The organism is Microvirga pakistanensis (assembly GCF_004458765.1).
Classification (GTDB): Bacteria; Pseudomonadota; Alphaproteobacteria; order Rhizobiales; family Beijerinckiaceae; genus Microvirga; species Microvirga pakistanensis.
This window is the reverse complement of the sequence record NZ_SPJX01000710.1, coordinates 262,587-282,863: the sequence shown is the minus strand read 5'-3', so window position 1 is coordinate 282,863 and position 20,277 is coordinate 262,587. Positions and strand designations below refer to the sequence as shown.

The following is a 20,277-nucleotide window of genomic DNA, read 5'->3' as shown; positions in this document are numbered from 1 at the left end:
ACGCCACCTTTCGAAAAGCGTAAAGTTCCAGCCTCGTTCAGGAGATCAATGCCATGAAGTCATCGTCGAGCCTGTCAGGGCGCCTGGAAATGATCGCCGCCATGGCGCTGTCCGGCACCATCGGCTTCTTCGTGGTCGAATCCGGACAGGGCGTCTGGAACGTGGTGTTCTTCCGCTGTCTCTTCGGGGCACTGGGCCTGTTCGTCTATTGCGGAGCCAAGGGCCTGCTCCTGCCCTGGCGCTTCACGGCCAGGAGCCTGACGCTGTCGCTGGTAGCGGGCGCCGCCATCGTCCTGAACTGGGTGCTGCTCTTCTCGTCCTACGGCCACGCATCGATCTCGGTCGCGACCGCCGTCTACAACACGCAACCCTTCTTCCTCATTCTCCTCGGGGCCGTTCTGTTCGGCGAGCGCCCAACCGCCGACATGCTGGGTTTCGTCGCTCTCGCCTTTGCCGGGCTCCTGCTGGTCAGCGACGTCGAGATGGGACATTTCGACCTCTCGAGCGGATATGTGGTCGGGCTGCTGCAGGCCTCGGGCGCTGCCCTGCTCTATGCGGTGGCCTCCGTGATCATCAAGCGGCTCAAGGGTTTCTCGCCCCACCTCATCGCCCTCGTGCAGGCGATCCTCGGCACCCTGATGCTTCTGCCGCTCGCCGATTTCTCTCACCTGCCCGTCGATGCGGCACAATGGGGATGCCTGATCGTGCTCGGCGTGGTCCACACCTGCATCATGTACATCCTCCTGTATTCGGCGCTTCAGAAGCTGCCGACGACCCTGATCGCAGTGCTCTCCTTCACCTATCCGGTGGTGGCCATCCTCGTGGACCACTTGGCCTTCGGCCGCACGCTGTCACTGAACCAATGGAGCGGCATCCTGCTGATCCTGATCGGCAGCGCGGGTGTGAATCTCAAATGGCGGCTGGGTTTGAGCCGCTCCATGGATCGCCCGGCCATGGAGCGCGGATGACGCAAAGCGCGGAGCGGATTCCAGGCTCCACCCACGGGGTGCCGCTACCGCTCCAGCAGATCCGGCCGCCGCTCCCGCGTGATCCGCTCGGATTCCTCGCGCCGCCAGCGCTCGATGGCGGCATGGTTGCCCGACAGCAGCACGTCGGGGATCGTGCGCCCCTCCCATTCGCGGGGCCGCGTGTAGTGCGGGTATTCGAGGCGGTTCGATTCGAAGCTCTCTTCCGTGCCGGAGGCTTCCTTGCCCATGACGCCGGGAAGCAACCGCACGCAGGTATCGAGCACGATCATCGCCGCCATCTCGCCGCCGGACAGCACATAGTCGCCGATGGACACTTCCCTTAAGCCCCGCGCCTCGATCACCCGCTCGTCCACGCCCTCGAACCGGCCGCAGACGATCACGACACCAGGACCGGCCGCGAGTTCGCGAACGGTGGATTGGGTGAGCGGCTGGCCGCGCGGGCTCATGAGGAGCCTCGGGCGCGGATCGTCGGCCGGCACCGCGGCGTCGATGGCCGCGCCCAGCACATCGCAGCGGATGACCATGCCGGGACCGCCGCCCGCAGGCGTGTCGTCCACGGCGCGGTGGCGGCCGAGGCCGTGGTCACGGATGTTTTTGGTGTCGAGCGACCACAGGCCCCGCGCGAGTGCGTCGCCCGAGAGCGACAGGCCCAAGGGCCCCGGAAACATCTCGGGATAGAGGGTGAGGATGGTGGCCGAGAAACTCACGCGCGATCCTCGCCGGGCGCGGGCTTGGCCGTCTCGAAGAAATCGTCGGGAAGTGCCGCGACCACGCGCTTTTGCGCGATATCGACAGCCGGAACGAAGGCCTTCGTGAAGGGCAGGAGCGCGCTCGGGCCCTTGTGCGCGGGAGCGATCTCGAGAAGATCGCCGCCGCCGTAATTGGGGACCGCCACAATGGTGCCGACGGTCTCGCCCGCTTCATTGATCACATCGAGGCCGATGAGATCCGCGAGCAGGAACTCGTCCTCCTCGTCGGGCGGCGGGAGCCTGTCGCGCTCCACATGGAGCTGCACGCGGTTCAAGGCCTCCGCGGCTTCGCGGGTGGTCACGCCCTCGACGACGGCGATCAGGAGATCGGGCGTGCCGCCAGGAGCCTGGCGCACAGACTTGAGGGAATAAGTTTTGCCGTTCGACGCGATGAGCGGCCTGTAACCGGCGATCGCCTGGGGATCGCCCGTATGGGATTTGAGCCGCACCTCGCCTTTGAGGCCGTGGGCGCGGCCGAACTCGCCCACTAGGACGAGATCGTTCCGGGCAGGCCCTATCCCGCCCTCCTCCCGCTTATGGGGAGGAGATGGAGGTGGGGGTGTCAGCGCACCCTTAGGTCGGTTTGCGCTGGCACCCCCACCCCTGCCCCTCCCCGCAGGGGGGAGAGGTGAGGCGGAGCGCTGATTGAAGCGCTCCTTTCTCGTCATGGTGCTTACGCAGCCTCGCCTTCGCCGGCGGCGGCAGCCTTGGCGGCGGCGCGCTCCTGAGCCTTCTTGCCCGGAACGGCCTTCTGCGGGTTGCTGCGGGCCGGACGCTTCAGGAGGCCGGCGGCGTCGAGGAAGCGCAGGACGCGGTCAGTCGGCTGGGCGCCCTTGGCGAGCCAAGCCTGGATCTTCTCGACTTCGAGAACCACGCGGCCGGCGTCGTCCTTCGGCTTCATCGGGTCGTAGGTGCCGACCTTCTCGATGAAGCGGCCATCGCGCGGGGAGCGCGAGTCGGCCACGACGATGCGGTAGTAGGGACGCTTCTTCGCACCACCACGGGTGAGACGGATCTTCAGGGACATGGGTAACTCCTTCTAGTGTCCTGTGATCAACCTTGTGCCGCTCCGGATCAGCCCGGAACGACGAAAACCTATTTTTTCTTCCCGAACGGGAAGCCGCCGAGGCCAGGAAGCCCCGGGATCTTGCCGCCGCCGAGACCCGGCAGACCTGGCATGCCCTTCGGCATGGGCGGAAGGGCGCCGCCCGCACCACCCGGGAAATCGGGGAGCTTGCCGCCCATCTGCTTCTGCAGCGCCTCGATCTGCTCCGGCGTCGGCTGGGGCATGCCGCCGCCGCCGAGCCCGAACATCTTGCCGAGCGCGCCTGCCATGCCCTTGCCCTTGCCGCCGCCCATCATCTTCATGACGTCGGCCATCTGGCGGTGCATCTTCAAGAGCTTGTTGATGTCCTCCACCTTCACGCCCGAGCCCGCCGCGATGCGCTTCTTGCGCGAAGCCTTCAGGATGTCCGGGTTGCGGCGCTCGGCCGGCGTCATGGAATCGATGATGGCGCGCTGACGCTTGATGACCTTGTCGTCGAGATTGGCGCTCTCGAGCTGCGACTTCATCTTGGCGATGCCGGGCAGCATGCCGAGCATGCCGCCGATGCCGCCGATCTTTTCCATTTGGGCGAGCTGATCGCGCAGGTCCTCAAGGTCGAACTTGCCCTTGCGCATCTTCTCGGCCATGCGCTGGGCTTGTGCGGCGTCGAAATTCTCGGCCGCCTTCTCCACGAGCGAGACGATGTCGCCCATGCCGAGGATGCGGTTGGCGACGCGCGCGGGATGGAATTCTTCCAGCGCATCGACCTTCTCGCCCGTGCCGATGAGCTTGATCGGCTTGCCAGTGACGGCGCGCATGGAGAGCGCGGCACCGCCCCGGGCGTCGCCGTCCATGCGGGTGAGCACGATGCCGGTGACGCCCAGGCGCTGGTCGAAGGCACGCGCGGTGTTGACCGCGTCCTGGCCGGTGAGGGCGTCGGCGACGAGCAGAACCTCGTGCGGGTTGGTGGCCGCGCGCACGTCGGCGGCTTCCACCATCAGCGCCTCGTCCACGGTGACGCGGCCTGCGGTGTCGAGCATCACCACGTCGTAGCCGCCAAGGCGCGCAGCCTCCATGGCGCGCCGCGCGATCTGCACCGCCGACTGGCCGGTCACGATGGGCAGCGTATCGACGCCCACCTGCTGGCCGAGCACCGCGAGCTGCTCCATCGCGGCCGGACGGCGCGTGTCGAGCGAGGCCATGAGCACGCGGCGGTTCTCGCGATCCTTCAGGCGCCTGGCGATCTTGGCGGTGGTGGTGGTCTTGCCGGAGCCCTGAAGGCCGACCATGAGGATGCCCACGGGCGGAACCGCGTTGAGGCTGATCACTTCCGCGTCCGCGCCCAGCATCTCCACGAGCTGATCGTGGACGATCTTCACCACCTGCTGACCGGGGGAGACCGACTTGACGACTTCCGCGCCGACGGCGCGGGCGCGCACCTTGTCCGTGAAGGAGCGTACGACCTCCAGCGCCACATCGGCTTCGAGCAACGCGCGGCGGACTTCACGCAGGGCGGCGTTCACATCCTCCTCGGTGAGCGCGCCGCGGCGCGTGAGCGAGTCGAGGATGGAGGAGAGCTTTTCGGAAAGGCCTTCGAACATGGTCAATCAATTCCTTTTGCGATGAGGGGTACATCGCGTTGCTCAAGGGCCTTTTCAAAGTGATGGATTGCCGCCGCGAACTTGTCACGGCAGCCGGGATTGCAGAAACCGACCACCTCGCCGCGATACAGGGTGAGCGAATCCGCCGCGATCGGTTGTCCCGACCACGGGCAGGTTTCGTTGATCGCGTCCTCGATGCGCAATGTCCCGCTCGACATCCGTCCACCCTCTTTCCTCATGCCGCACGTGATGCGGGCATCCACGACTTTCAAGCACGGGGCGAAGGCGTGAACGACCGACCAGCCCGGTCATGGCAAACCAGGCAAGCCCAAAGAGAAACGCGCCCGAGGGCGCATCGCGCTGTCGGACGTTGACCTCCAGCCTCTCGGGCTGGTCGGCGGCTCAAAGGGCTCGCTCTACAGATTTGCGGTCAGGCGATAGAGGAAAGAGCGCCCGGAGTCAAGGAAAGGGACTGTCGCATACGGAGCGGGCACCCGGGTCCGGTCGGCGCACACGCGACCACCGATCTCCGCAGCGTCGCCGCCCAGCGCCCTTCCCGGGAAGGTACCGGGGCCGGCCGGGGGCGTTCCCGAGGCTTTGGGGCGGAGAGGCTCCGTCCGCGTTGAAACCTCCGAAGCCGCAGCGTCCTCACCTGAGGCTGTATCGGACGCCGAACCGCACCTCGTGCGCGGCGATCAAATCCGCCTCGATGCCGGTGCCGGCGTCGTAGGAGCGTGTTTTCACGCCGCCGAGGATGACATAGCGGTAGCCGAGATCGAGCGTGAAATTCGATGAAAGCTGATATCCGACGCCGGCCATGAGGGCCCAAGCGAGACTGAAATCTTTGCCGCCGGCAAAGCGCTCCACGGTTTCGATCCCCGTGGTCGCGTCATGGATCGTCCGCACATCGTCGGAGAGCGTGTTGCGCGCCAGTCCGATACCCGCCCCGATATAGGGCGTGAAACCCAGAATGGGCCTGAAATCCAAATAGCCGTTGGCCATGAGGGTCGAGCCCTGGAATGAACCCTCGTCGGTCACGAACGCGCCGGTCAGCGTCGGTGCAGGCGCCCCCCCTTTGAAGCGGGCGTCGAAGGCATGGTCCAGCGTCAGGTCCGCCCGGACGTTGGAATTGAAGCGATAGCCGAGACCGACGCCGAGTGCGGCCGCATTGCCGAGGCTTTCCGAGGTGAAATCGTTCTCGAGAGACCCAACCTTAAACTTCGCGTCGGGACGCCTGTAGTCCACATAGCCGACTTGGCCCCGCAGATACCAGCCGAGGGAGCTAGCTCGGCTGTCGCGTATCACCGAAGAGGATGACAGGAACGCCTGGGAGAGGTCGGCAGCGCCGGCTGCCGAAGCTGTTGCGGCGAAGAGGCCGGTCAGGGCCGCGATCTTGATCATGTCCATCGGGGTTCTTCTTTGTTCGGCAAGCCACACCCGCTGCCGCAAGATGCCGCAGCAACGTTATGATGGGACATTTCATGTAAAGAGAATGTTAAGCTTAAATTGTCCTGACCCTGTTGTTGGGAGCTAGCCAAGATCCGCCACGAAGGAACGCCCCGCCTCCCGGCATTGCCTGCACAGAAGCAAACTGCTGTTTTGTGCTGGCCAGCGCCGGGAGACAGGTGCCGCCCTTGAATCCGCTTCATCGGCTGTCGTGAATGAGCGGTTTTCCCGATGGTGTGTCTGGACTTGCGGCCGAAGCTCGCCCGGTTCCGTCCAAGGTGGCTCAAGCCGCATTGGGAGGCGAGTTTCTCAGCTCGAATGACAGGTTCCGGGGCTGTCGAAAGCTATGTGGCGCTGTGCCGCCTGCTCTTAAGCAGCCCTTTTTCTAATGATATAAATTTGCATTCATGCACAATCGACTTTCCAGCGCTGCAATGATCACGTTACGGCAAGATCGCCAGGAGCCCGGCTTTCGCGCCTATGGGAAAACATGCATACCATCGTAATAAGTTCTTGCTATGCCTCAATAATCTCAGCCGCGCGCCTGTACTGAGCTTTAAAGCCTCGCTCATCGCAACAACATCTGGAATACTTGTTACGCTTTCTGCAATGCTTCAGGCGGGAGCGCCTTGGCCGTTTTCTACCGCCAAGGCGACAGCGGCGGCAACGGATCGTTTGTGTTTGCCCTTTAAAACATTATAACAGTTTATCGTTATCTGAATGCACATCCTAAGAACGCGCTCGGCATGGTGCACTTCCGGATGTTCGAGCCTGCTCTTCATGAGCAATTTGCACATGCAGCGATGCACAAGCATTGGAGAAGGCCATGCGTATAGGTCACGCCCCATCTGGTCCGTCCCGCGAAGCCGGGGCAACCCTTGCGCACACCGCTCGATGCTGCAAAGCCCAGCAACGACGCGGAATTCTTCCTGCTCGGAAACCTGGAAGTCAGCAGCGACATGCAGCGCCGCTTCATCGAGGGAACGGGCGTTGTCGGGCCCTATGGGCATATCGTCGAGCTGAAGCCGGAGCAGAGCCATGTCCGCAAGAAAATCGTCAAACGCTAAGATCCCGCTCATCACCTGCGCGGGGCTCCTGCCCATGCTCGCACTCGGCGCATGCGCGGATTACGTGAAGCACCGGGATACGATCACGTCGGCCGCCGGAGACGCGCAGGCGCACAACATGGTCGTGCATATCGACGACCCTTGGCCGCGCAGCTCAGGGAATACCCGCATCACCGGAAACGGCCAGCAGGTGGACAGAGTGACGAAGCGTTATCTCAGCGGTCCCGCCGCCGCTCCAACGCAATCGATATCCATCGGAGTCCAGGGACCCAATTCGGCCGGTTCGCCACCCGCCCAATAGGGGAAAGCCCGGCAGGATGGTTACGGCCGCCAGCCCTCCCTTCAAGGCTTGAATGGCGGCTGGTGCAGTCCAGGTTCAGGACTGGCTTTCGAGCCTGAGGAACCATCCGGCGCCTCTCCCCCTGAGGGGCTCCGATGGGCGGCCTCATCTGCCGAGCGCGTGCAAGAGCGCGCCTCGCCCGAACCTTGCAGGGAATTCCCGGTTATCTGAGGCTGAACCTGAATGCCGTTACGGGAGCGGAGCGCTTATCTCCGGCCCCGTCGATCTCGAAAGCTCTCATGAACCGCCGCACCCTTCTGAAATCCTTAAGCGTTCCCGCTCTGGCCGCCACTGGTCTCATCGGCTGGATGACGGCCGCGCGCGCCACGAACCGCTATTACCAGGGTCCCGTCACGGATCATTTCGACGGGGTACGCTTCTTCTCGCCGGGCCAGCCGCAGGACAAGGGATTCGTCGAATTGCTCCGCTGGCAGCTCGGCGGCGGCAGAAAGGCCTGGCCGGAGAGTTTTCCGAGCCCTTTTCGGGACAGGCCGCCGCCGGCCTCCAAGGGCCTGCGCGCGGTGCTGATCGGCCATGCCTCGTTCCTGGTTCAGGTGGCGGGGCTCAACCTTCTCATCGATCCGGTCTTTTCCGAGCGGGCAAGCCCGGTATCGTTCTCAGGTCCCCGGCGGGTCAATCCGCCCGGCATCGCCTTCGAGGATCTGCCGCTGATCCATGCGGTGCTGATCACGCACAACCATTACGATCATCTCGATATCGAGACCTTGGGCCGCCTCTGGCATCGCCACCGCCCGCGTTTCATCGCGCCGCTCGGCAACGATGCGGTGATCCGGGCGGAGCACCCGGACATTACTGTGGAGACGCGGGACTGGGGCGGATCGGTCGACCTCGGGAACGGCGTCACCGTGCATCTGGAGCCCGCCTATCACTGGTCGGCGCGGGGCATCAACGACCGGCGCATGGCGCTCTGGTGCGCCTTCGTGATCACGACGCCGACCGGCACGATCTATCACATCGGCGATACGGGCTTCGGGGACGGCAGGATCTTCCAAACGGTGCGCGAGCGCTTCGGCCGGATCCGGCTCGCCCACCTGCCCATCGGGGCCTATGAGCCTCGCTGGTTCATGGAGCCGCAGCACATGAATCCCGAGGATGCCGTGAAGGTGTTCCAGATCGTCGAGCCCGAGCAGGCGCTTGGACACCATTGGGGCACCTTCCGCCTCACCAACGAGGGAGTCGACGAGCCGCCTCGGGAACTGGCGGACGCCCTGCAGGCGGCGGAGATCTCTCCGGACCGGTTCAGGCCCTTGCGGCCGGGCGAAGTGTGGACCCCGCCAGGGTAAGAGCCGCTTCCGGAAGATCGCAGGGCTCCTCCACGAGACGGGCGACGCCTGCATCCAACAGCTCCTGCCGGGATCCGTAGCCCCAGGTCACGCCGATGGCCGCGATGCGGTTCGCCCGCGCTCCGATGGCATCGTGTTCCCTGTCGCCGATCATGACCGCCGCCGCGGGATCGAAGCGTTCCCGGTCGAGAATGTGGCGGATCAGGTCGCGCTTGTCGGCATTCCGGTTATCGAGCTCCGAGCCATAAACCTCGTCGAAATACGGCGACAGGCCGAAATGGTCGATGATCCGCCGGGCGAAGACGTGAGGCTTGGAGGTGGCGACGAAGAGCTGAACTCGGGCCTTCTGCAGAGCCTCGAGAGCAGCCGGGATGTCGGGGTACACCTCGTTCTCGAACAGGCCCACGTCGCTGAAGCGCTCGCGATAGAGGCGCAGCGCCTCGGGAGCCTCCTCGGGCCCGCCGAGAAGCCGCGTGAAACCCGCAATCAACGGCGGCCCGATCATCCATGTCAGTGCGTCCGCTTCCGGCACGGGCCGGCCCAGCCTTTCGAGCGCATATTGGATGGAGCGGGTGATGCCGGCCTTCGGGTCGGTCAGGGTTCCGTCGAGGTCGAAAAGAGCGATCATCGAGGGGTCATGATTTGGGATTGCCTGGGTACTTGGGATCACTTGGGCTGAACGTAGATGTTCACCTCGAAGTCCGTGTCCTGCGCGTCGGTGAACTCGCTCACGTATTCCTCGATGAAGGCGTCCTTGGCGACGATCTCCTTGATATCGAGATAGGCCGTGATCGTCTCGTAGGTGCCGTCGATCTCGTCATAGGCGTCCTTGTGCACGAAGCGGAGCGCCTTGCCGTCCGGCGTCTTGCCGAACTTGATCTCCGGCGTGAGTTCGGTCTTGCCCTCCGGCACCTGGGCCACCGGGATCATCGCCTCGTATTTGAAGCCGTTGTCGTCCGTGTCCACGAAGACCGTGAGCGGACGCCCGGCCGGCGCGATGCCGGCCTTCTTCAACTCGCCGTCGAGCTTGGCGACGGCATCCCTGAGATTGGTGAAAGCCTCGTCCCAGGTGCTGATGCCGGACAGGATCGCGGCGGGCTTCGCCGTGAGAACTCCTTCCTCGACGCCCGTGGGATCGCTCGGGTTGGGGAAGAGCGTCGTGCGCGCGGCATCCTGCGCGGGTGCGGGGGTTGCCGGAGCCGGCGTTTCCGGAGCGGGCGCCAAGGGCTGTGGCTGGGGCGAGGCCGGAGCAGGAGCCTGGGCCGCCGGGGCAGGCGCAGGATCGGCCGGAGACGGGCCCGCGGCCGGCGGCGTCTGCGCCAGAGCCACGCCCGAGCAGAGGGCCAGCACAAGAACGATGGTGGAGGAGCGCAGCCGCATGGGAGAGTGCCTTAAGCCTCGAATCACGAAGGGATCACAGGCCGGAGCATAGGGGCGTTTTCGTCCCGTCGCGAGGGACTCCGGAGCCCTCTGTGGAGGACGGATGGTAGCAGGCCGAGATCCCCTCTCGCGGTTTTGCGCGTTTTCGGCCATATACGGCTCATGAGCGTCACGATGAGCCCCCTTGCGAACCACCGTTTCCTGAAGATGAACGGTCTCGGCAACGAGATCACCGTGCTGGATCTGCGCGGCTCGGCCCATGTGGTGAGCGCCGTGGAAGCGCGCGCCATCGCGGCCGATCCCCGCTCGCGCTTCGACCAGCTGATGGTGCTGCACGATCCTGTCTCCCCGGGCACGGACGCCTTCATGCGCATCTACAACACGGACGGCTCGGAATCGGGCGCCTGTGGCAACGGCACCCGCTGCGTCGCCTGGGCCATGCTGACCGATCCGGTCATGAGCCGCCCGGCAGGCCGGGGGCTGGTGCTCGAGACGAGGGCGGGCCTTCTGCCGGTGAGCCAAGTCTCCGACACCACGTTCACCGTCGACATGGGTCCGCCGCGCCTGGCGTGGAACGAGATTCCCCTGCGCGATCCTTATCCGGACACCCGCGCCATCGCGCTGGACACGCATCTGCCGGAAGCGCCGGAGCTCGAGAACCCGTCCGCCATCGGCATGGGCAACCCGCACGCGATTTTCTGGGTGAGGAACGCGGCCGCCTACGATTTGGCCGCCATCGGCCCGATGCTGGAGCACGACCCGGTTTTCCCCGAGCGGGCCAATATCTCCTTCGCCCAGGTCGAGAGACCGGATCATGTGATCCTGCGGGTGTGGGAGCGCGGCGCGGGCGCGACCCGGGCCTGCGGCTCGGCCGCCTGCGCCACCCTGGTGGCGGGAGCCCGCAAGGGGCTGACCGGCCGCAAGGCCACGGTCACCCTGCCCGGCGGCGATCTCGTGATCGAATGGCGCGAGAGCGACGGACACGTGCTCATGACCGGCGCGACGGAACTCGAGCACGAAGGCTTCCTCTCCCCTGCCCTGTTCGCGGGAGCGGCGTGATGGCGGTGGAAGTGGTCACCTTCGGCTGCCGTCTCAACACCTACGAGTCCGAGGCGATGCAGCGCCACGCGGAGGATGCGGGGTTGGGCGAGGTCATCATCGTCAACACCTGCGCGGTCACCTCCGAGGCGACGCGCCAGGCGCGCCAGTCCATCCGCAGGATCGCCCGCGAGAAACCCGATGCGCGCATCGTCGTGACGGGCTGCGCCGCTCAGGTGGAGCCGCAAACCTTCGCGTCGATGCCGGAGGTGTCCCAGGTTCTCGGCAACCATGAGAAGATGAAGGCCGAGACCTGGAGCGCCATGCGCGATTTCGGCGTCGGCCAGAGCGAGAAGGTTCTCGTCAACGACATCATGGCGGTGAAGGAAACCGCCGTGCATCTCATCGACGGCATGCGCGGGCGCACGCGCGCCTTCGTGCAGGTGCAGAACGGCTGCGACCATCGCTGCACCTTCTGCATCATTCCCTACGGCCGCGGCAATTCCCGCTCGGTGCCCATGGGCGCGGTGGTTGAGCAGGTGCGCAATCTCGTGGAGCACGGCTCGCGGGAAGTGGTGCTCACCGGCGTGGACATCACGAGCTACGGCAAGGATCTTCCCGGCGAGCCGAAGCTCGGCACGATGGTGAAGAGCCTGTTGCGCCACGTGCCGGAGCTGGAGCGCCTTCGCATCTCCTCCATCGACTCGGTGGAGGCGGACGACGACCTGCTCGACGCCATCGCCAACGAGAGCCGTCTGATGCCGCATCTGCATCTCTCGCTGCAGGCGGGCGACGACATGATCCTCAAGCGCATGAAGCGCCGCCACCTGCGGGACGACGCCATCGCGTTCTGCGCGCAGGTGAAGCGGCTTCGTCCCGACATGGTGTTCGGGGCGGACATCATCGCGGGATTCCCGACGGAAACAGAGGAGATGTTCTCCCGCTCCCTCGACATCGTCGACGAATGCGGCCTCACGCATCTCCACGTCTTCCCCTTCTCTCCCCGTCCCGGAACGCCCGCCGCGCGCATGCCGCAGGTACAGCGCGACGTCGTGAAGGATCGGGCCCGTCGCCTGCGCGAGAAGGGCGAGGCCGCGCTGCTCAAACATCTCGCCGAGGAGGTCGGGGCGCGCCGCAACGTGCTGATCGAGACGAACCAGCTCGGCCGCACCGAAGGCTTCACGCTCGTGCGCTTTTCAGGCGAGGTGAAACCCGGAGAGATCGTGCCCGTCACCATCACGGGCCACGACGGCAAGGAATTGCTGGCCGCATAGCAGGCCGCATCATGATCCCGGTGCTGAAAGGTCTTTCCCGTCATCCCCGGACTTGGTCCGGGGACGGCCAAGACGAACGAAGCATTTCGCTCATCACGCCGGATCGTCCGGATTCTCCGGCAGGGCGCCACACATCGTTACCTGCGCGCGCATGTGCTCCGGCACCGGAGCCTCCACGAGGATCGGCGGCTTCTTCGGGTAGAGCGGCACGCTCACGCTGCGCGCATGAAGATGCAGGCCCGGGCCGTGAAAGCGCGGCGCGGTGCCGTAGATGGGATCGCCCAGGATCGGGAAGTTCATGGCCGCGCAATGGACGCGCAGCTGATGGGTGCGGCCGGTGACGGGCCGCAGCTCGAGCAGGGTCAGACCCTCCCCGCGCCCCAGCACCCGCCACCGGGTGAGCGAGGGCTGGCCCTTCGGGTCCACCTTCATCCACCAGCCGCGATCCGGCGATTTCGGCGCAAGCGGAAGATCGATCTCGCCCTCCTCCTCGTGAGGTCCGCCCTCGACCACCGCCCAATAGACCTTGTCGACCTCGTTTCGACGGAACAGCTCGTTGAGGCGGGCGATGGCCTTCGGGTGGCGGCCCAGGATCAGGCAGCCGGAGGTGTCCTTGTCGAGACGATGCGCGGCTTCCGGACGGCGGGGCAGGCCGAAGCGCAAGGAGTCGAGATGATGAAACAAGGTCTCCCCGCCCTTGGGACCGGGATGCACCGGCAGGCCGGCGGGTTTGTCGATCACGAGCATCAGGGCATCGCGATAGAGCAGACGGGACACTATCTCTTCCGCATTCATGATGCCTCGGCTATCGAGGCAGGCGCGTTAAATCAAGCACAAGCGTTGACGAGGCAAAGCACAGCATGGCCGAGAACAAGCCCGGTTTCTTCTCCCGCCTCTTCGGGCGCAAGGCCGAGACCACTCCCGATACCCACCCCGAGTCCGCGCCGGAGACGCCGCAGGCCGGGGGCGAGCCGGAGGCGATGCCTTCCCCGCCTGCCACGGGCGCGGATGATCTGGCGGCCGCGCCCTCCACGGTGACGGCTGCCTCTCCCGACACGCCCGAGGAGCGCAAGGTGCCGGCCGAGCTCGCGGGCGCCGACCTGCAGCCCGTGGAAACGATCGATCCCGAGGGCGGCAATCCGAAGGAGCCGATCCCGCGCATCGAGACCGAGACGGGCCCCGAACCGCGCGCGGACGTGGCCGAGCCGAACGATCCGCCTCCCCCGGCTCTCGAGGCCTCTCCTGCCCCCGAGACCCAGGCTTCTGGGACCCAGGCTGCTCCTGCGCAGCCCGCTCCGGCGGAGAAACGGGGCTGGTGGCAGCGCCTGACCGAGGGCATGCGCCGCACCTCCTCGTCCCTGTCGGAGAGCGTCACGGGGCTCTTCACCAAGCGCAAGCTCGACGAGGCCACCCTCCAGGATCTGGAGGACGCCCTGATCCAGGCCGATCTCGGCGTGCCCACCGCCATGCGGATCACGGAGGCGATCTCGGCCGGCCGCTACAACAAGGAGATCTCGCCCCAGGAGGTGCGGACCATCCTGGCGAGCGAAGTGGAGAGGACGCTTCAGCCGGTGGCCCAGGCGCTCACCATCGACCGGACCCGGAAACCCTTCGTGATCCTCATGGTGGGCGTGAACGGCGCGGGGAAAACCACCACGATCGGCAAGCTCTCGCAGAAGTTCCGCAGCCAGGGCCTCAAGGTCATGCTGGCGGCCGGCGACACCTTCCGGGCCGCCGCCATCGAGCAGCTCAAGGTCTGGGGCGAGCGGGTCGGGGCGCCGGTTCTCGCCCGCGAGCAGGGCGCGGATGCGGCGGGCCTCGCCTTCGACGCCCTTCAGGAGGCCAAGGCCAACGGCACGGACGTGCTGCTCATCGACACGGCGGGCCGGCTTCAGAACAAGGCCGGGCTCATGGCCGAGCTCGAGAAGATCGTGCGCGTGGTCAAAAAGTTCGACGCGAGCGCGCCCCATGCCACGCTCCTCGTGCTCGACGCCACCGTGGGCCAGAACGCCGTGAGCCAGGTCGAGCTGTTCCAGAAGGCGGCGGGCGTGACGGGCCTCGTGATGACCAAGCTCGACGGCACGGCGCGCGGCGGCATTCTGGTGGCGCTCGCCGCCAAGTTCGGCCTGCCCGTCCATTTCATCGGGGTCGGCGAGGGGGTGGAGGATCTGGAGCCTTTCACCGCAGGGGATTTCGCGAGAGCCATTGCCGGGATAGAAGCAAGCTCATGACCGACGAAAAGCGCCTTCCCCCTCTTCTCAAGCTGGCCCTCGAACTCGGGCCGCTCGCCCTCTTCTTCATCGCGAACGCCTATGCGGACCGGTTCGGCTTTGCGGAGAGCCAGCGGATCTTCGCGGCGACGGCCCTCTTCATCGTCGCCACGATCCTGGCGCTCGGCGTCTCCTATGCGCTCCTGCGCAAGCTGCCGATCATGCCCATGGTCTCGGGCGTCGTGGTGGTGGTGTTCGGCGGGCTCACGCTCGTCCTTCAGGACGAGACCTTCATCAAGCTCAAGCCCACCATCGTGAACACGATGTTCGGCGCGATCCTCCTGGGCGGCCTCTATTTCCGCAAGCCCCTGCTCGCCATCGTTCTCGACAGCATGTTCGAGCTGACGGAGGAAGGCTGGCGCAAGCTGACGCTGCGCTGGGCCCTCTTCTTCTTCGCGCTCGCGGCGCTCAACGAGATCGTCTGGCGCACGCAGAGCACGGATTTCTGGGTGAGCTTCAAGGTCTTCGGCATCATGCCCCTCACCATCGTGTTCGCGCTGGCGCAGACACCGCTGCTGTTGCGCTACGAGGTGAAGAAGGCGGAGGAGGCGTGAGAACCCCACAGCGTCATCCCCGGGCTCGGCCCGGGGATCCACGTCTTTGAAGCGCGGCGTTTCCCAAGACGTGGATGGCCGGACTGGTCCCGGGATCAAGTCCGGGGACGGCCATGACGGGACGAGACCTATGGCATTAGAGCGGCGTCATTCGGCCGGCCGCATGAGCACCACGCTGCGGGTGACGCCGGGCAAGGGCTCGTGCGCTATCTCGCTCCAGAGATCGTCCTCACCGGCCTCCCGCACGGTCTCGCTCGAGGCCAGCAGGTCGCAATCCGTATTCTTGGTGGCCTGCTCGATGCGCGACGCGATGTTGACGGCCTCCCCGACCACGGTGAATTCCAGGCGGCTTTCGTCCCCGACGACGCCGCAGAAGACGTCGCCCGTGTGAATGCCGATGCCGACGCGCACGGGCGGATCGAAGCGCCGCTTGATGTTCCAGCGCTCGATCAGCCGCAGCAGGGTGCGCCCGCAGGCGAGCGCCCGGCCGGCATCGCCGTCCCGGGCGCCCGGGACACCGAACAGGATCAGGGCCCCGTCGCCCGTGAACTTGTCGATGACGCCGCCGTGACGGCTCGCCGCCCGCAGCACGCGCCGGCGGAACGAGGTGATGAACACCGCAAGCTGCCCCGGCTCCATGGTCTCGCCGAAATGGGTGGAAGCGCGCATGTCCACGAACAGCACCGTGATGCGGATGCGCCGCCCCTGCCTCAAGGACGCGAAGGCCTCCTCCGTGAGAACGGGCGCAAGCTCGCGCGGCAGGTAGCGGGTGAGGTTGAGGCGCATGGTCGTCTCCCGCACCGCCCGCTCCAGCAGCACTCGGCTCTGCCGCGCCACGAGGATCAGGATCAGCGCCAGGGAGAACACCATGGCGATGCGCACCATGTTGGCCTGCTCGGAGAACAGGCCCGCGATCTCGGACAGGTCCTGCCGGCGCTCGGCAGGCGTCAGCGAACCTTCGCCGTAAGCGAGAAGCGACAGGCCCGCCACATAGATCAGGGCCACGAGCGCCTGGAGGCGCGGCTGGTAATGGATGGCTGCGGCCGCGATGGTGATGGGCACCACCCAGGCGGCCGGAAAAGCCGCGAAGAGGTTGCCCGGAACGCCCAGGATGCCGTGGCTGTAGCCCAGGTTGCCGAGGATCAGCAGGGCATCGAGCAGGGCCGTGATCATGGGCAGCCTGGCCACCGCGATCCGCTTGGAGGCAAGCCAGGCCCCGACCCATCCCAGCGCCCCGAACAGGGTGAGCGTGAGCTCGGCGATCCAGATCTGCCGTGCTGCCACGGGATTGGTGATTTCGATCCCGCGGGTCACGATGATGATGGTCAGGAGCAGAAGCCCGGCCACCACCATCCGCACGAGCCCGGCGCGTTGCAGGGCTCCGGCATCGGCCTCGCGCATCAGCCGGTTCGTCGCATCGCTCATTCCCCGTGGGCGTCGGCGGTTGCGGAGGAAGCCCCAGACGGATCGGATATGTGATGGACGGTCCACGGGGTTCTTTTCGTTCTGGCCTGGGTTTATGTACGGCACGTGGCTAGCTCATCGGGAGGGGAATCGCACTCACCGCCCGATGCATCAGGCTTTTGGTTTTAGAACATCTTTTCACGCACAACCGGTTCCCAATTCTTGCGTCCGATGCTCTAGCCGGCAGCTTTGTTGGTCAATTCGGGCCAAAGCATGCCCGCCGAAGGAATAAATGGCTCATGACCGAAACCTCTCAAGCCATCGCGATCTATGTGGATGCCGATGCCTGTCCGGTAAAGAACGAGGTCTACCGGGTGGCCGAGCGCCACCGGGTGAAGGCCTTCGTCGTGGCGAACGCCTTTCTGATGGTGCCGCAGAGCCCCCTGATCGAGCGCGTGGTGGTGGGCGCCGGGTTCGACGCGGCGGATGACTGGATCGCCGAGCGGGCCGGCCGCGGCGCCATCGTGATCACCGCCGACATTCCCCTGGCGAGCCGCTGCATCAAGGCCGGCGCGGACGTGATCGGTCCCACGGGCAGGCCGTTTACGGAGGCGTCCATCGGCATGGCGCTCGCCACGCGAAACCTGATGGAGGACCTGCGCGCGACCGGCGACGTGACCGGGGGGCCAAGGCCCTTCTCCCAGAAGGACAGATCGGCCTTTCTCTCGGCGCTGGACGTGGCGATCAACCGCCTCAAGCGCGCGGGATTTGGCGGAGTTTCTCCCTGAAGGCGTCCAGGTTCTCCGGCGTCAGGGGTCCGATATGCTTGTGGCGGATCATGCCGTCGGGACCGACGATGAAGGTCTCCGGCACGCCGTAGACGCCCCAGTCGATGGAGGCACGGCCGTTCGGATCGACCCCGACCGCAGAGTATGGGTTGCCGAGCGCGCCGAGGAAGCGGCGGGCGTTGTCGGGATTGTCCCTCTGGTTGATGCCCACCAGCCGCACGGACGGGTCCCTGGCCAGTTCCACGAGGAGCGGGTGCTCCTGGCGGCAGGGGGCGCACCAGGAAGCGAACACGTTCACGATGGTGACGCGGCCCTTCAGATCCTCGTTGGAGAAGCCCGGCACGGGCTTGCCGTCGGCCGTGAGGCCTTCGAGCGGCGCGAGGTTGAACGTGGGCACCGGCTTGTTGAGCAGCGCCGACGGGAGATCGGCGGGATTGCGCCCCGAGGTGAGCTGCACCAGGAACAGCACCGCCAGCACGAAGAAGACGAGAGCCGGCAGGATGAAGATCAGCCGCGTGCGCGACGCGGTTGCCTCAGCCACGGCGCGACCTCCGGCCGATTCCGCGGGATTCGAGCTCTGCCAGGGCCCGCACCTGTGCGCGATGATCGACCACGGCGCGCAGGATCAGGCCTGCGATTACCAGCCCCGTGAGGGCATAGGACATGACGATGAAGAAGCTGTGCGTCATCAGGCGGCCCGGGCGTCGAGGCGCTCGGCCTCGAGAAGATGGAGGGTGCGCACGCGGCGGCGCAGGATTTCCGTGCGGATGCCCGACAGATGCAGCGCCACGCCCATGAGGGTGAAGGCGACCGCCATGATGAGCAGCGGCACGAGCATGGAGGGATGGATCGTCGGGCCTCCGAGACGGAACACGGAGGCCGGCTGATGGAGCGTGTTCCACCAATCGACCGAGAATTTGACGATCGGCACGTTCACCGCGCCCACGAGCGTGAGAATCGACACCGCGCGCGCGGCGCGGTTCGGCTCCTCGATGGCGCGCCAGAGGGCCAGAATGCCGAGATAGATGAGCAGCATCACCAGCATGGAGGTCAGCCGCGCATCCCATTGCCAGTAGGTGCCCCACATGGGCTTGCCCCAGAGCGAGCCGGTGACGAGGCAGATCAGCGTGAAGGCCGCCCCAATGGGCGCCGCCGCCTTCTGCGACACGTCCGCGAGGGGATGCCGCCACACCAGGGTGCCCAGGGCCGAAGCCGTCATGATCATGTAGAAGAACAGGGACAGCCACGCCGCCGGCACATGGATGTACATGATCTTCACGGTCTCGCCCTGCTGGTAATCGGCGGGCGCGACGAACCAGACCCAATAAAGGCCGATGCCGGAGAGCAGCACGGCCAAGCCCGTGACCCAGGGCAGAAGGGCGCCGCTGAGGCTCATGAAGCGGGTGGGATTGGCAAGCTCACGGATCATACGCACGATGTAGCGGCCCTTGCACGCGCCTGCAACGAGGAGCGTCTCTCAAGCTGAATAACGATTTCGCCAGGATCGCCGTTCTTTAGCGGCTGACGCGCGCCCTCGGCAATCCGGGATTGTCCGTAAAGACCGCCTGGAACGCATCCCGTCTCTGTTCCCCCTCTCCCCTTGGCAGGGAGAAGCAGGGGTGGGAATGGTGCGACCGGGTGAAGGCTCTACGAGTGCGGCGCGGTTTCACCTCTCCCGTGCGGGAGAGGTCGACGCGCGTCAGCGCGGCGGGTGAGGGGTGCGCCCTGTCCGGATGAACCTGTAACCCCTCACCCCAGCCTTCTCCCTGAAGGAGAGGGAGGTCGCTGGATCAGCCTCACGCTCTCTGGACGGCTGCGTGCTCCAACTTTGCGACCCCCGCCCTCGATCCCTCCCCGCAAGGGGAAGGGGAGAATGTGCCGTGCCTTTCATTCGCCACGGGACGGGCTATGGTGGCCGCATCTTTGTTGCGGAGCAAGCCATGCGTCTTCCGGTCCTCGGCCTCATTGCCCTCAGCCTCTCCGGGGCTGCATCCGCTCAGGACATTTCGCTCCGCCTGCCGGTCGCCTGCGAGATCGGGCGCACCTGCTTCATCCAGCATTACGTGGACCACGACGCCTCGCCGGAGGCGAGCGACTACCAGTGCGGGACACTGACCTATGACGGGCACGACGGCACCGACATCCGCGTGCCGACGACGGCCGCCATGAAGGCCGGCGTCGATGTGGTGGCGGCCGCCGACGGCACGGTTCTGCGCACCCGCGACGGCGTGGAGGACACGGGCCAGAGCCTGAAGAGCGCAGCCAACACCGAGTGCGGCAACGGCGCCGTCGTGGATCACGGCAACGGCTGGCAGACGCAGTACTGCCACATGGCCAAGGGCAGCCTTTCCGTGAAGCCGGGCGACGCTCTGAAGGCAGGCGACCGGATCGGCCGCATTGGCCTCTCCGGCATGACCGAATTTCCGCACCTGCATTTCACAATCCGCAAGGACGGAAAGGCGGTGGATCCTTTCGATGCAGGGCCACCCACCAAATCCTGCGACAGCCAGGGCTACTCTTCCTTGTGGGAGGAGGGCCTAAAACCCTCGCTCGCCTATCAGCCGGGCAGCGTCCTGAACAAGGGATTCGCCCCCGGTCCGGTCACCCTGGAGGCGATCGAGTCGGGCGCGGCGGAGCAGACCGTCCCGACCACGCAGTCCCCGGCCCTCGTGGCCTATGTGCGGGCCATCGGCCTGAAGGGCGGCGACGTGCAGATTCTCACCCTGTTCGACACCGACGGGAAGCCGGTGGCCCAGAACAAGGCCCCGCCGCTGGACCGCAACAAGGCGCAATGGATGATGTTTGCGGGCTTCAGGCCGCCCCCGGGCGGCTTCCGCCCTGGGCTCTACCGCGCGATCTACCGGGTCGAGCGCGAGGGCAAGCCCGCCATCGAACAGGCTTTCGGAATCAGCTTGAGGCCATGATGCCAGAAGAATGGCAGCCGGGGGCTCCAGGACCCTTTCGGCGGCTGTATCGGCTTTTGGACTTTCGTCTTGAACATATGCCGATACCCCGGCCATGGGCGCAT

General features: G+C 65.9%; 23 protein-coding genes. 10 read left to right on the top strand and 13 right to left on the bottom strand.

Features of this window, described 5'->3' with window-relative positions; all coding sequences use genetic code 11:
- The first annotated feature begins 53 nt into the window (after window positions 1–53).
- Window positions 54–968, top strand: a complete 915-nt coding sequence (locus tag E4K09_RS27980; protein ID WP_134500870.1) for a DMT family transporter — start codon at window positions 54–56, stop codon at window positions 966–968.
- Between the two features lie 44 nt (window positions 969–1,012).
- On the opposite strand, the gene trmD is transcribed toward E4K09_RS27980, so the two are convergent.
- The 6 genes from trmD to E4K09_RS27950 all read right to left on the bottom strand — a co-directional run bounded on the left by trmD (window position 1,013) and on the right by E4K09_RS27950 (window position 5,791).
- Complete coding sequence (trmD, locus tag E4K09_RS27975; RefSeq protein ID WP_134500869.1) at window positions 1,013–1,696, bottom strand: tRNA (guanosine(37)-N1)-methyltransferase TrmD; 684 nt, start codon at window positions 1,694–1,696, stop codon at window positions 1,013–1,015.
- Window positions 1,693–2,406 (bottom strand): ribosome maturation factor RimM, encoded by a 714-nt coding sequence (gene rimM, locus E4K09_RS27970; RefSeq protein ID WP_134500868.1) that lies wholly within the window; start codon window positions 2,404–2,406, stop codon window positions 1,693–1,695. The genes trmD and rimM overlap by 4 nt, the downstream gene beginning before the upstream one ends.
- 5 nt (window positions 2,407–2,411) lie before the next feature.
- Entirely contained in the window at window positions 2,412–2,765 is a 354-nt protein-coding gene (gene rpsP / locus E4K09_RS27965) for a 30S ribosomal protein S16 (protein WP_134500867.1), read from the bottom strand.
- 68 nt (window positions 2,766–2,833) lie between these two features.
- On the bottom strand, window positions 2,834–4,384 hold the full coding sequence (gene ffh / locus E4K09_RS27960) for a signal recognition particle protein (RefSeq protein WP_134500866.1): 1,551 nt from the start codon (window positions 4,382–4,384) through the stop codon (window positions 2,834–2,836).
- Window positions 4,385–4,386: 2 nt separating this feature from the next.
- Window positions 4,387–4,602: a glutathione S-transferase gene (locus E4K09_RS27955; protein ID WP_134500865.1), complete on the bottom strand. Its 216-nt coding sequence runs from the start codon at window positions 4,600–4,602 to the stop codon at window positions 4,387–4,389.
- Between the two features lie 430 nt (window positions 4,603–5,032).
- Window positions 5,033–5,791 (bottom strand): outer membrane protein, encoded by a 759-nt coding sequence (locus E4K09_RS27950; RefSeq protein ID WP_134500864.1) that lies wholly within the window; start codon window positions 5,789–5,791, stop codon window positions 5,033–5,035.
- A gap of 917 nt (window positions 5,792–6,708) precedes the next feature.
- On the opposite strand from E4K09_RS27950, the gene E4K09_RS27945 reads away from it, so the two are divergent.
- The 3 genes from E4K09_RS27945 to E4K09_RS27935 all read left to right on the top strand — a co-directional run bounded on the left by E4K09_RS27945 (window position 6,709) and on the right by E4K09_RS27935 (window position 8,541).
- Window positions 6,709–6,897 (top strand): hypothetical protein, encoded by a 189-nt coding sequence (locus tag E4K09_RS27945; RefSeq protein WP_134500863.1) that lies wholly within the window; start codon window positions 6,709–6,711, stop codon window positions 6,895–6,897.
- Complete coding sequence (locus E4K09_RS27940) at window positions 6,869–7,198, top strand: pilus assembly protein (RefSeq protein WP_134500862.1); 330 nt, start codon at window positions 6,869–6,871, stop codon at window positions 7,196–7,198. Before E4K09_RS27945 ends, E4K09_RS27940 begins: the two co-directional genes overlap by 29 nt.
- A 278-nt stretch (window positions 7,199–7,476) precedes the next feature.
- Window positions 7,477–8,541: an MBL fold metallo-hydrolase gene (locus tag E4K09_RS27935; protein ID WP_134500861.1), complete on the top strand. Its 1,065-nt coding sequence runs from the start codon at window positions 7,477–7,479 to the stop codon at window positions 8,539–8,541.
- Here E4K09_RS27935 and E4K09_RS27930 read toward each other — a convergent pair.
- On the bottom strand, window positions 8,498–9,169 hold the full coding sequence (locus tag E4K09_RS27930; protein WP_134500860.1) for an HAD family hydrolase: 672 nt from the start codon (window positions 9,167–9,169) through the stop codon (window positions 8,498–8,500). The two genes, E4K09_RS27935 and E4K09_RS27930, sit on opposite strands and share 44 nt — an antisense overlap.
- A 38-nt stretch (window positions 9,170–9,207) precedes the next feature.
- Complete coding sequence (locus tag E4K09_RS27925) at window positions 9,208–9,921, bottom strand: GyrI-like domain-containing protein (RefSeq protein WP_244610731.1); 714 nt, start codon at window positions 9,919–9,921, stop codon at window positions 9,208–9,210.
- A 174-nt stretch (window positions 9,922–10,095) separates the two neighbouring features.
- On the opposite strand from E4K09_RS27925, the gene dapF reads away from it, so the two are divergent.
- A complete protein-coding gene (gene dapF, locus E4K09_RS27920) occupies window positions 10,096–10,980 on the top strand; it encodes a diaminopimelate epimerase (protein ID WP_134500859.1) in 885 nt (294 codons plus the stop codon).
- On the top strand, window positions 10,980–12,233 hold the full coding sequence (mtaB, locus tag E4K09_RS27915; protein WP_134500858.1) for a tRNA (N(6)-L-threonylcarbamoyladenosine(37)-C(2))-methylthiotransferase MtaB: 1,254 nt from the start codon (window positions 10,980–10,982) through the stop codon (window positions 12,231–12,233). The genes dapF and mtaB overlap by 1 nt, the downstream gene beginning before the upstream one ends.
- A 93-nt stretch (window positions 12,234–12,326) precedes the next feature.
- Here mtaB and E4K09_RS27910 read toward each other — a convergent pair whose 3' ends face one another.
- Complete coding sequence (locus tag E4K09_RS27910) at window positions 12,327–13,028, bottom strand: RluA family pseudouridine synthase (protein WP_134500857.1); 702 nt, start codon at window positions 13,026–13,028, stop codon at window positions 12,327–12,329.
- A gap of 65 nt (window positions 13,029–13,093) precedes the next feature.
- Between E4K09_RS27910 and ftsY the strand changes: the two genes are divergently transcribed.
- Window positions 13,094–14,464 (top strand): signal recognition particle-docking protein FtsY, encoded by a 1,371-nt coding sequence (gene ftsY, locus E4K09_RS27905; RefSeq protein ID WP_134500856.1) that lies wholly within the window; start codon window positions 13,094–13,096, stop codon window positions 14,462–14,464.
- On the top strand, window positions 14,461–15,057 hold the full coding sequence (locus E4K09_RS27900; protein WP_134500855.1) for a septation protein A: 597 nt from the start codon (window positions 14,461–14,463) through the stop codon (window positions 15,055–15,057). Before ftsY ends, E4K09_RS27900 begins: the two co-directional genes overlap by 4 nt.
- Before the next feature lie 147 nt (window positions 15,058–15,204).
- Here E4K09_RS27900 and E4K09_RS27895 read toward each other — a convergent pair whose 3' ends face one another.
- Window positions 15,205–16,482, bottom strand: coding sequence for an adenylate/guanylate cyclase domain-containing protein (locus E4K09_RS27895; RefSeq protein ID WP_134500854.1), 1,278 nt, complete (start codon window positions 16,480–16,482; stop codon window positions 15,205–15,207).
- 278 nt (window positions 16,483–16,760) lie between these two features.
- Between E4K09_RS27895 and E4K09_RS27890 the strand changes: the two genes are divergently transcribed.
- Complete coding sequence (locus tag E4K09_RS27890; protein ID WP_134500853.1) at window positions 16,761–17,249, top strand: YaiI/YqxD family protein; 489 nt, start codon at window positions 16,761–16,763, stop codon at window positions 17,247–17,249.
- Here E4K09_RS27890 and E4K09_RS27885 read toward each other — a convergent pair.
- Genes E4K09_RS27885 through E4K09_RS27875 form a run of 3 tightly spaced genes read right to left on the bottom strand, consistent with a single transcriptional unit; the run spans window position 17,215 to window position 18,678 of the window.
- Window positions 17,215–17,790, bottom strand: coding sequence for a DsbE family thiol:disulfide interchange protein (locus E4K09_RS27885; RefSeq protein ID WP_134500852.1), 576 nt, complete (start codon window positions 17,788–17,790; stop codon window positions 17,215–17,217). The genes E4K09_RS27890 and E4K09_RS27885 overlap by 35 nt on opposite strands.
- Window positions 17,783–17,938, bottom strand: a complete 156-nt coding sequence (gene ccmD, locus E4K09_RS27880) for a heme exporter protein CcmD (protein ID WP_134500851.1) — start codon at window positions 17,936–17,938, stop codon at window positions 17,783–17,785. Before ccmD ends, E4K09_RS27885 begins: the two co-directional genes overlap by 8 nt.
- Complete coding sequence (locus tag E4K09_RS27875; RefSeq protein ID WP_134500970.1) at window positions 17,938–18,678, bottom strand: heme ABC transporter permease; 741 nt, start codon at window positions 18,676–18,678, stop codon at window positions 17,938–17,940. Before E4K09_RS27875 ends, ccmD begins: the two co-directional genes overlap by 1 nt.
- 451 nt (window positions 18,679–19,129) lie before the next feature.
- On the opposite strand from E4K09_RS27875, the gene E4K09_RS27870 reads away from it, so the two are divergent.
- Window positions 19,130–20,173, top strand: coding sequence for a M23 family metallopeptidase (locus tag E4K09_RS27870; protein ID WP_244610730.1), 1,044 nt, complete (start codon window positions 19,130–19,132; stop codon window positions 20,171–20,173).
- Window positions 20,174–20,277 lie beyond the last annotated feature (104 nt).

What these genes read in the sequence shown, in the direction of transcription:
- E4K09_RS27980 (WP_134500870.1), top strand. Translation starts at nt 54, where the DNA reads ATGAAGTCATCGTCGAGCCTGTCAGGGCGCCTGGAAATGATCGCCGCC.
- rimM (WP_134500868.1), bottom strand. Translation starts at nt 2,406, where the DNA reads ATGACGAGAAAGGAGCGCTTCAATCAGCGCTCCGCCTCACCTCTCCCC.
- rpsP (WP_134500867.1), bottom strand. Translation starts at nt 2,765, where the DNA reads ATGTCCCTGAAGATCCGTCTCACCCGTGGTGGTGCGAAGAAGCGTCCC.
- ffh (WP_134500866.1), bottom strand. Translation starts at nt 4,384, where the DNA reads ATGTTCGAAGGCCTTTCCGAAAAGCTCTCCTCCATCCTCGACTCGCTC.
- E4K09_RS27955 (WP_134500865.1), bottom strand. Translation starts at nt 4,602, where the DNA reads ATGTCGAGCGGGACATTGCGCATCGAGGACGCGATCAACGAAACCTGC.
- E4K09_RS27950 (WP_134500864.1), bottom strand. Translation starts at nt 5,791, where the DNA reads ATGGACATGATCAAGATCGCGGCCCTGACCGGCCTCTTCGCCGCAACA.
- E4K09_RS27940 (WP_134500862.1), top strand. Translation starts at nt 6,869, where the DNA reads ATGTCCGCAAGAAAATCGTCAAACGCTAAGATCCCGCTCATCACCTGC.
- E4K09_RS27935 (WP_134500861.1), top strand. Translation starts at nt 7,477, where the DNA reads ATGAACCGCCGCACCCTTCTGAAATCCTTAAGCGTTCCCGCTCTGGCC.
- E4K09_RS27930 (WP_134500860.1), bottom strand. Translation starts at nt 9,169, where the DNA reads ATGATCGCTCTTTTCGACCTCGACGGAACCCTGACCGACCCGAAGGCC.
- E4K09_RS27925 (WP_244610731.1), bottom strand. Translation starts at nt 9,921, where the DNA reads ATGCGGCTGCGCTCCTCCACCATCGTTCTTGTGCTGGCCCTCTGCTCG.
- dapF (WP_134500859.1), top strand. Translation starts at nt 10,096, where the DNA reads ATGAGCCCCCTTGCGAACCACCGTTTCCTGAAGATGAACGGTCTCGGC.
- mtaB (WP_134500858.1), top strand. Translation starts at nt 10,980, where the DNA reads ATGGCGGTGGAAGTGGTCACCTTCGGCTGCCGTCTCAACACCTACGAG.
- E4K09_RS27910 (WP_134500857.1), bottom strand. Translation starts at nt 13,028, where the DNA reads ATGAATGCGGAAGAGATAGTGTCCCGTCTGCTCTATCGCGATGCCCTG.
- ftsY (WP_134500856.1), top strand. Translation starts at nt 13,094, where the DNA reads ATGGCCGAGAACAAGCCCGGTTTCTTCTCCCGCCTCTTCGGGCGCAAG.
- E4K09_RS27900 (WP_134500855.1), top strand. Translation starts at nt 14,461, where the DNA reads ATGACCGACGAAAAGCGCCTTCCCCCTCTTCTCAAGCTGGCCCTCGAA.
- E4K09_RS27895 (WP_134500854.1), bottom strand. Translation starts at nt 16,482, where the DNA reads ATGAGCGATGCGACGAACCGGCTGATGCGCGAGGCCGATGCCGGAGCC.
- E4K09_RS27890 (WP_134500853.1), top strand. Translation starts at nt 16,761, where the DNA reads ATGACCGAAACCTCTCAAGCCATCGCGATCTATGTGGATGCCGATGCC.
- ccmD (WP_134500851.1), bottom strand. Translation starts at nt 17,938, where the DNA reads ATGACGCACAGCTTCTTCATCGTCATGTCCTATGCCCTCACGGGGCTG.
- E4K09_RS27875 (WP_134500970.1), bottom strand. Translation starts at nt 18,678, where the DNA reads ATGATCCGTGAGCTTGCCAATCCCACCCGCTTCATGAGCCTCAGCGGC.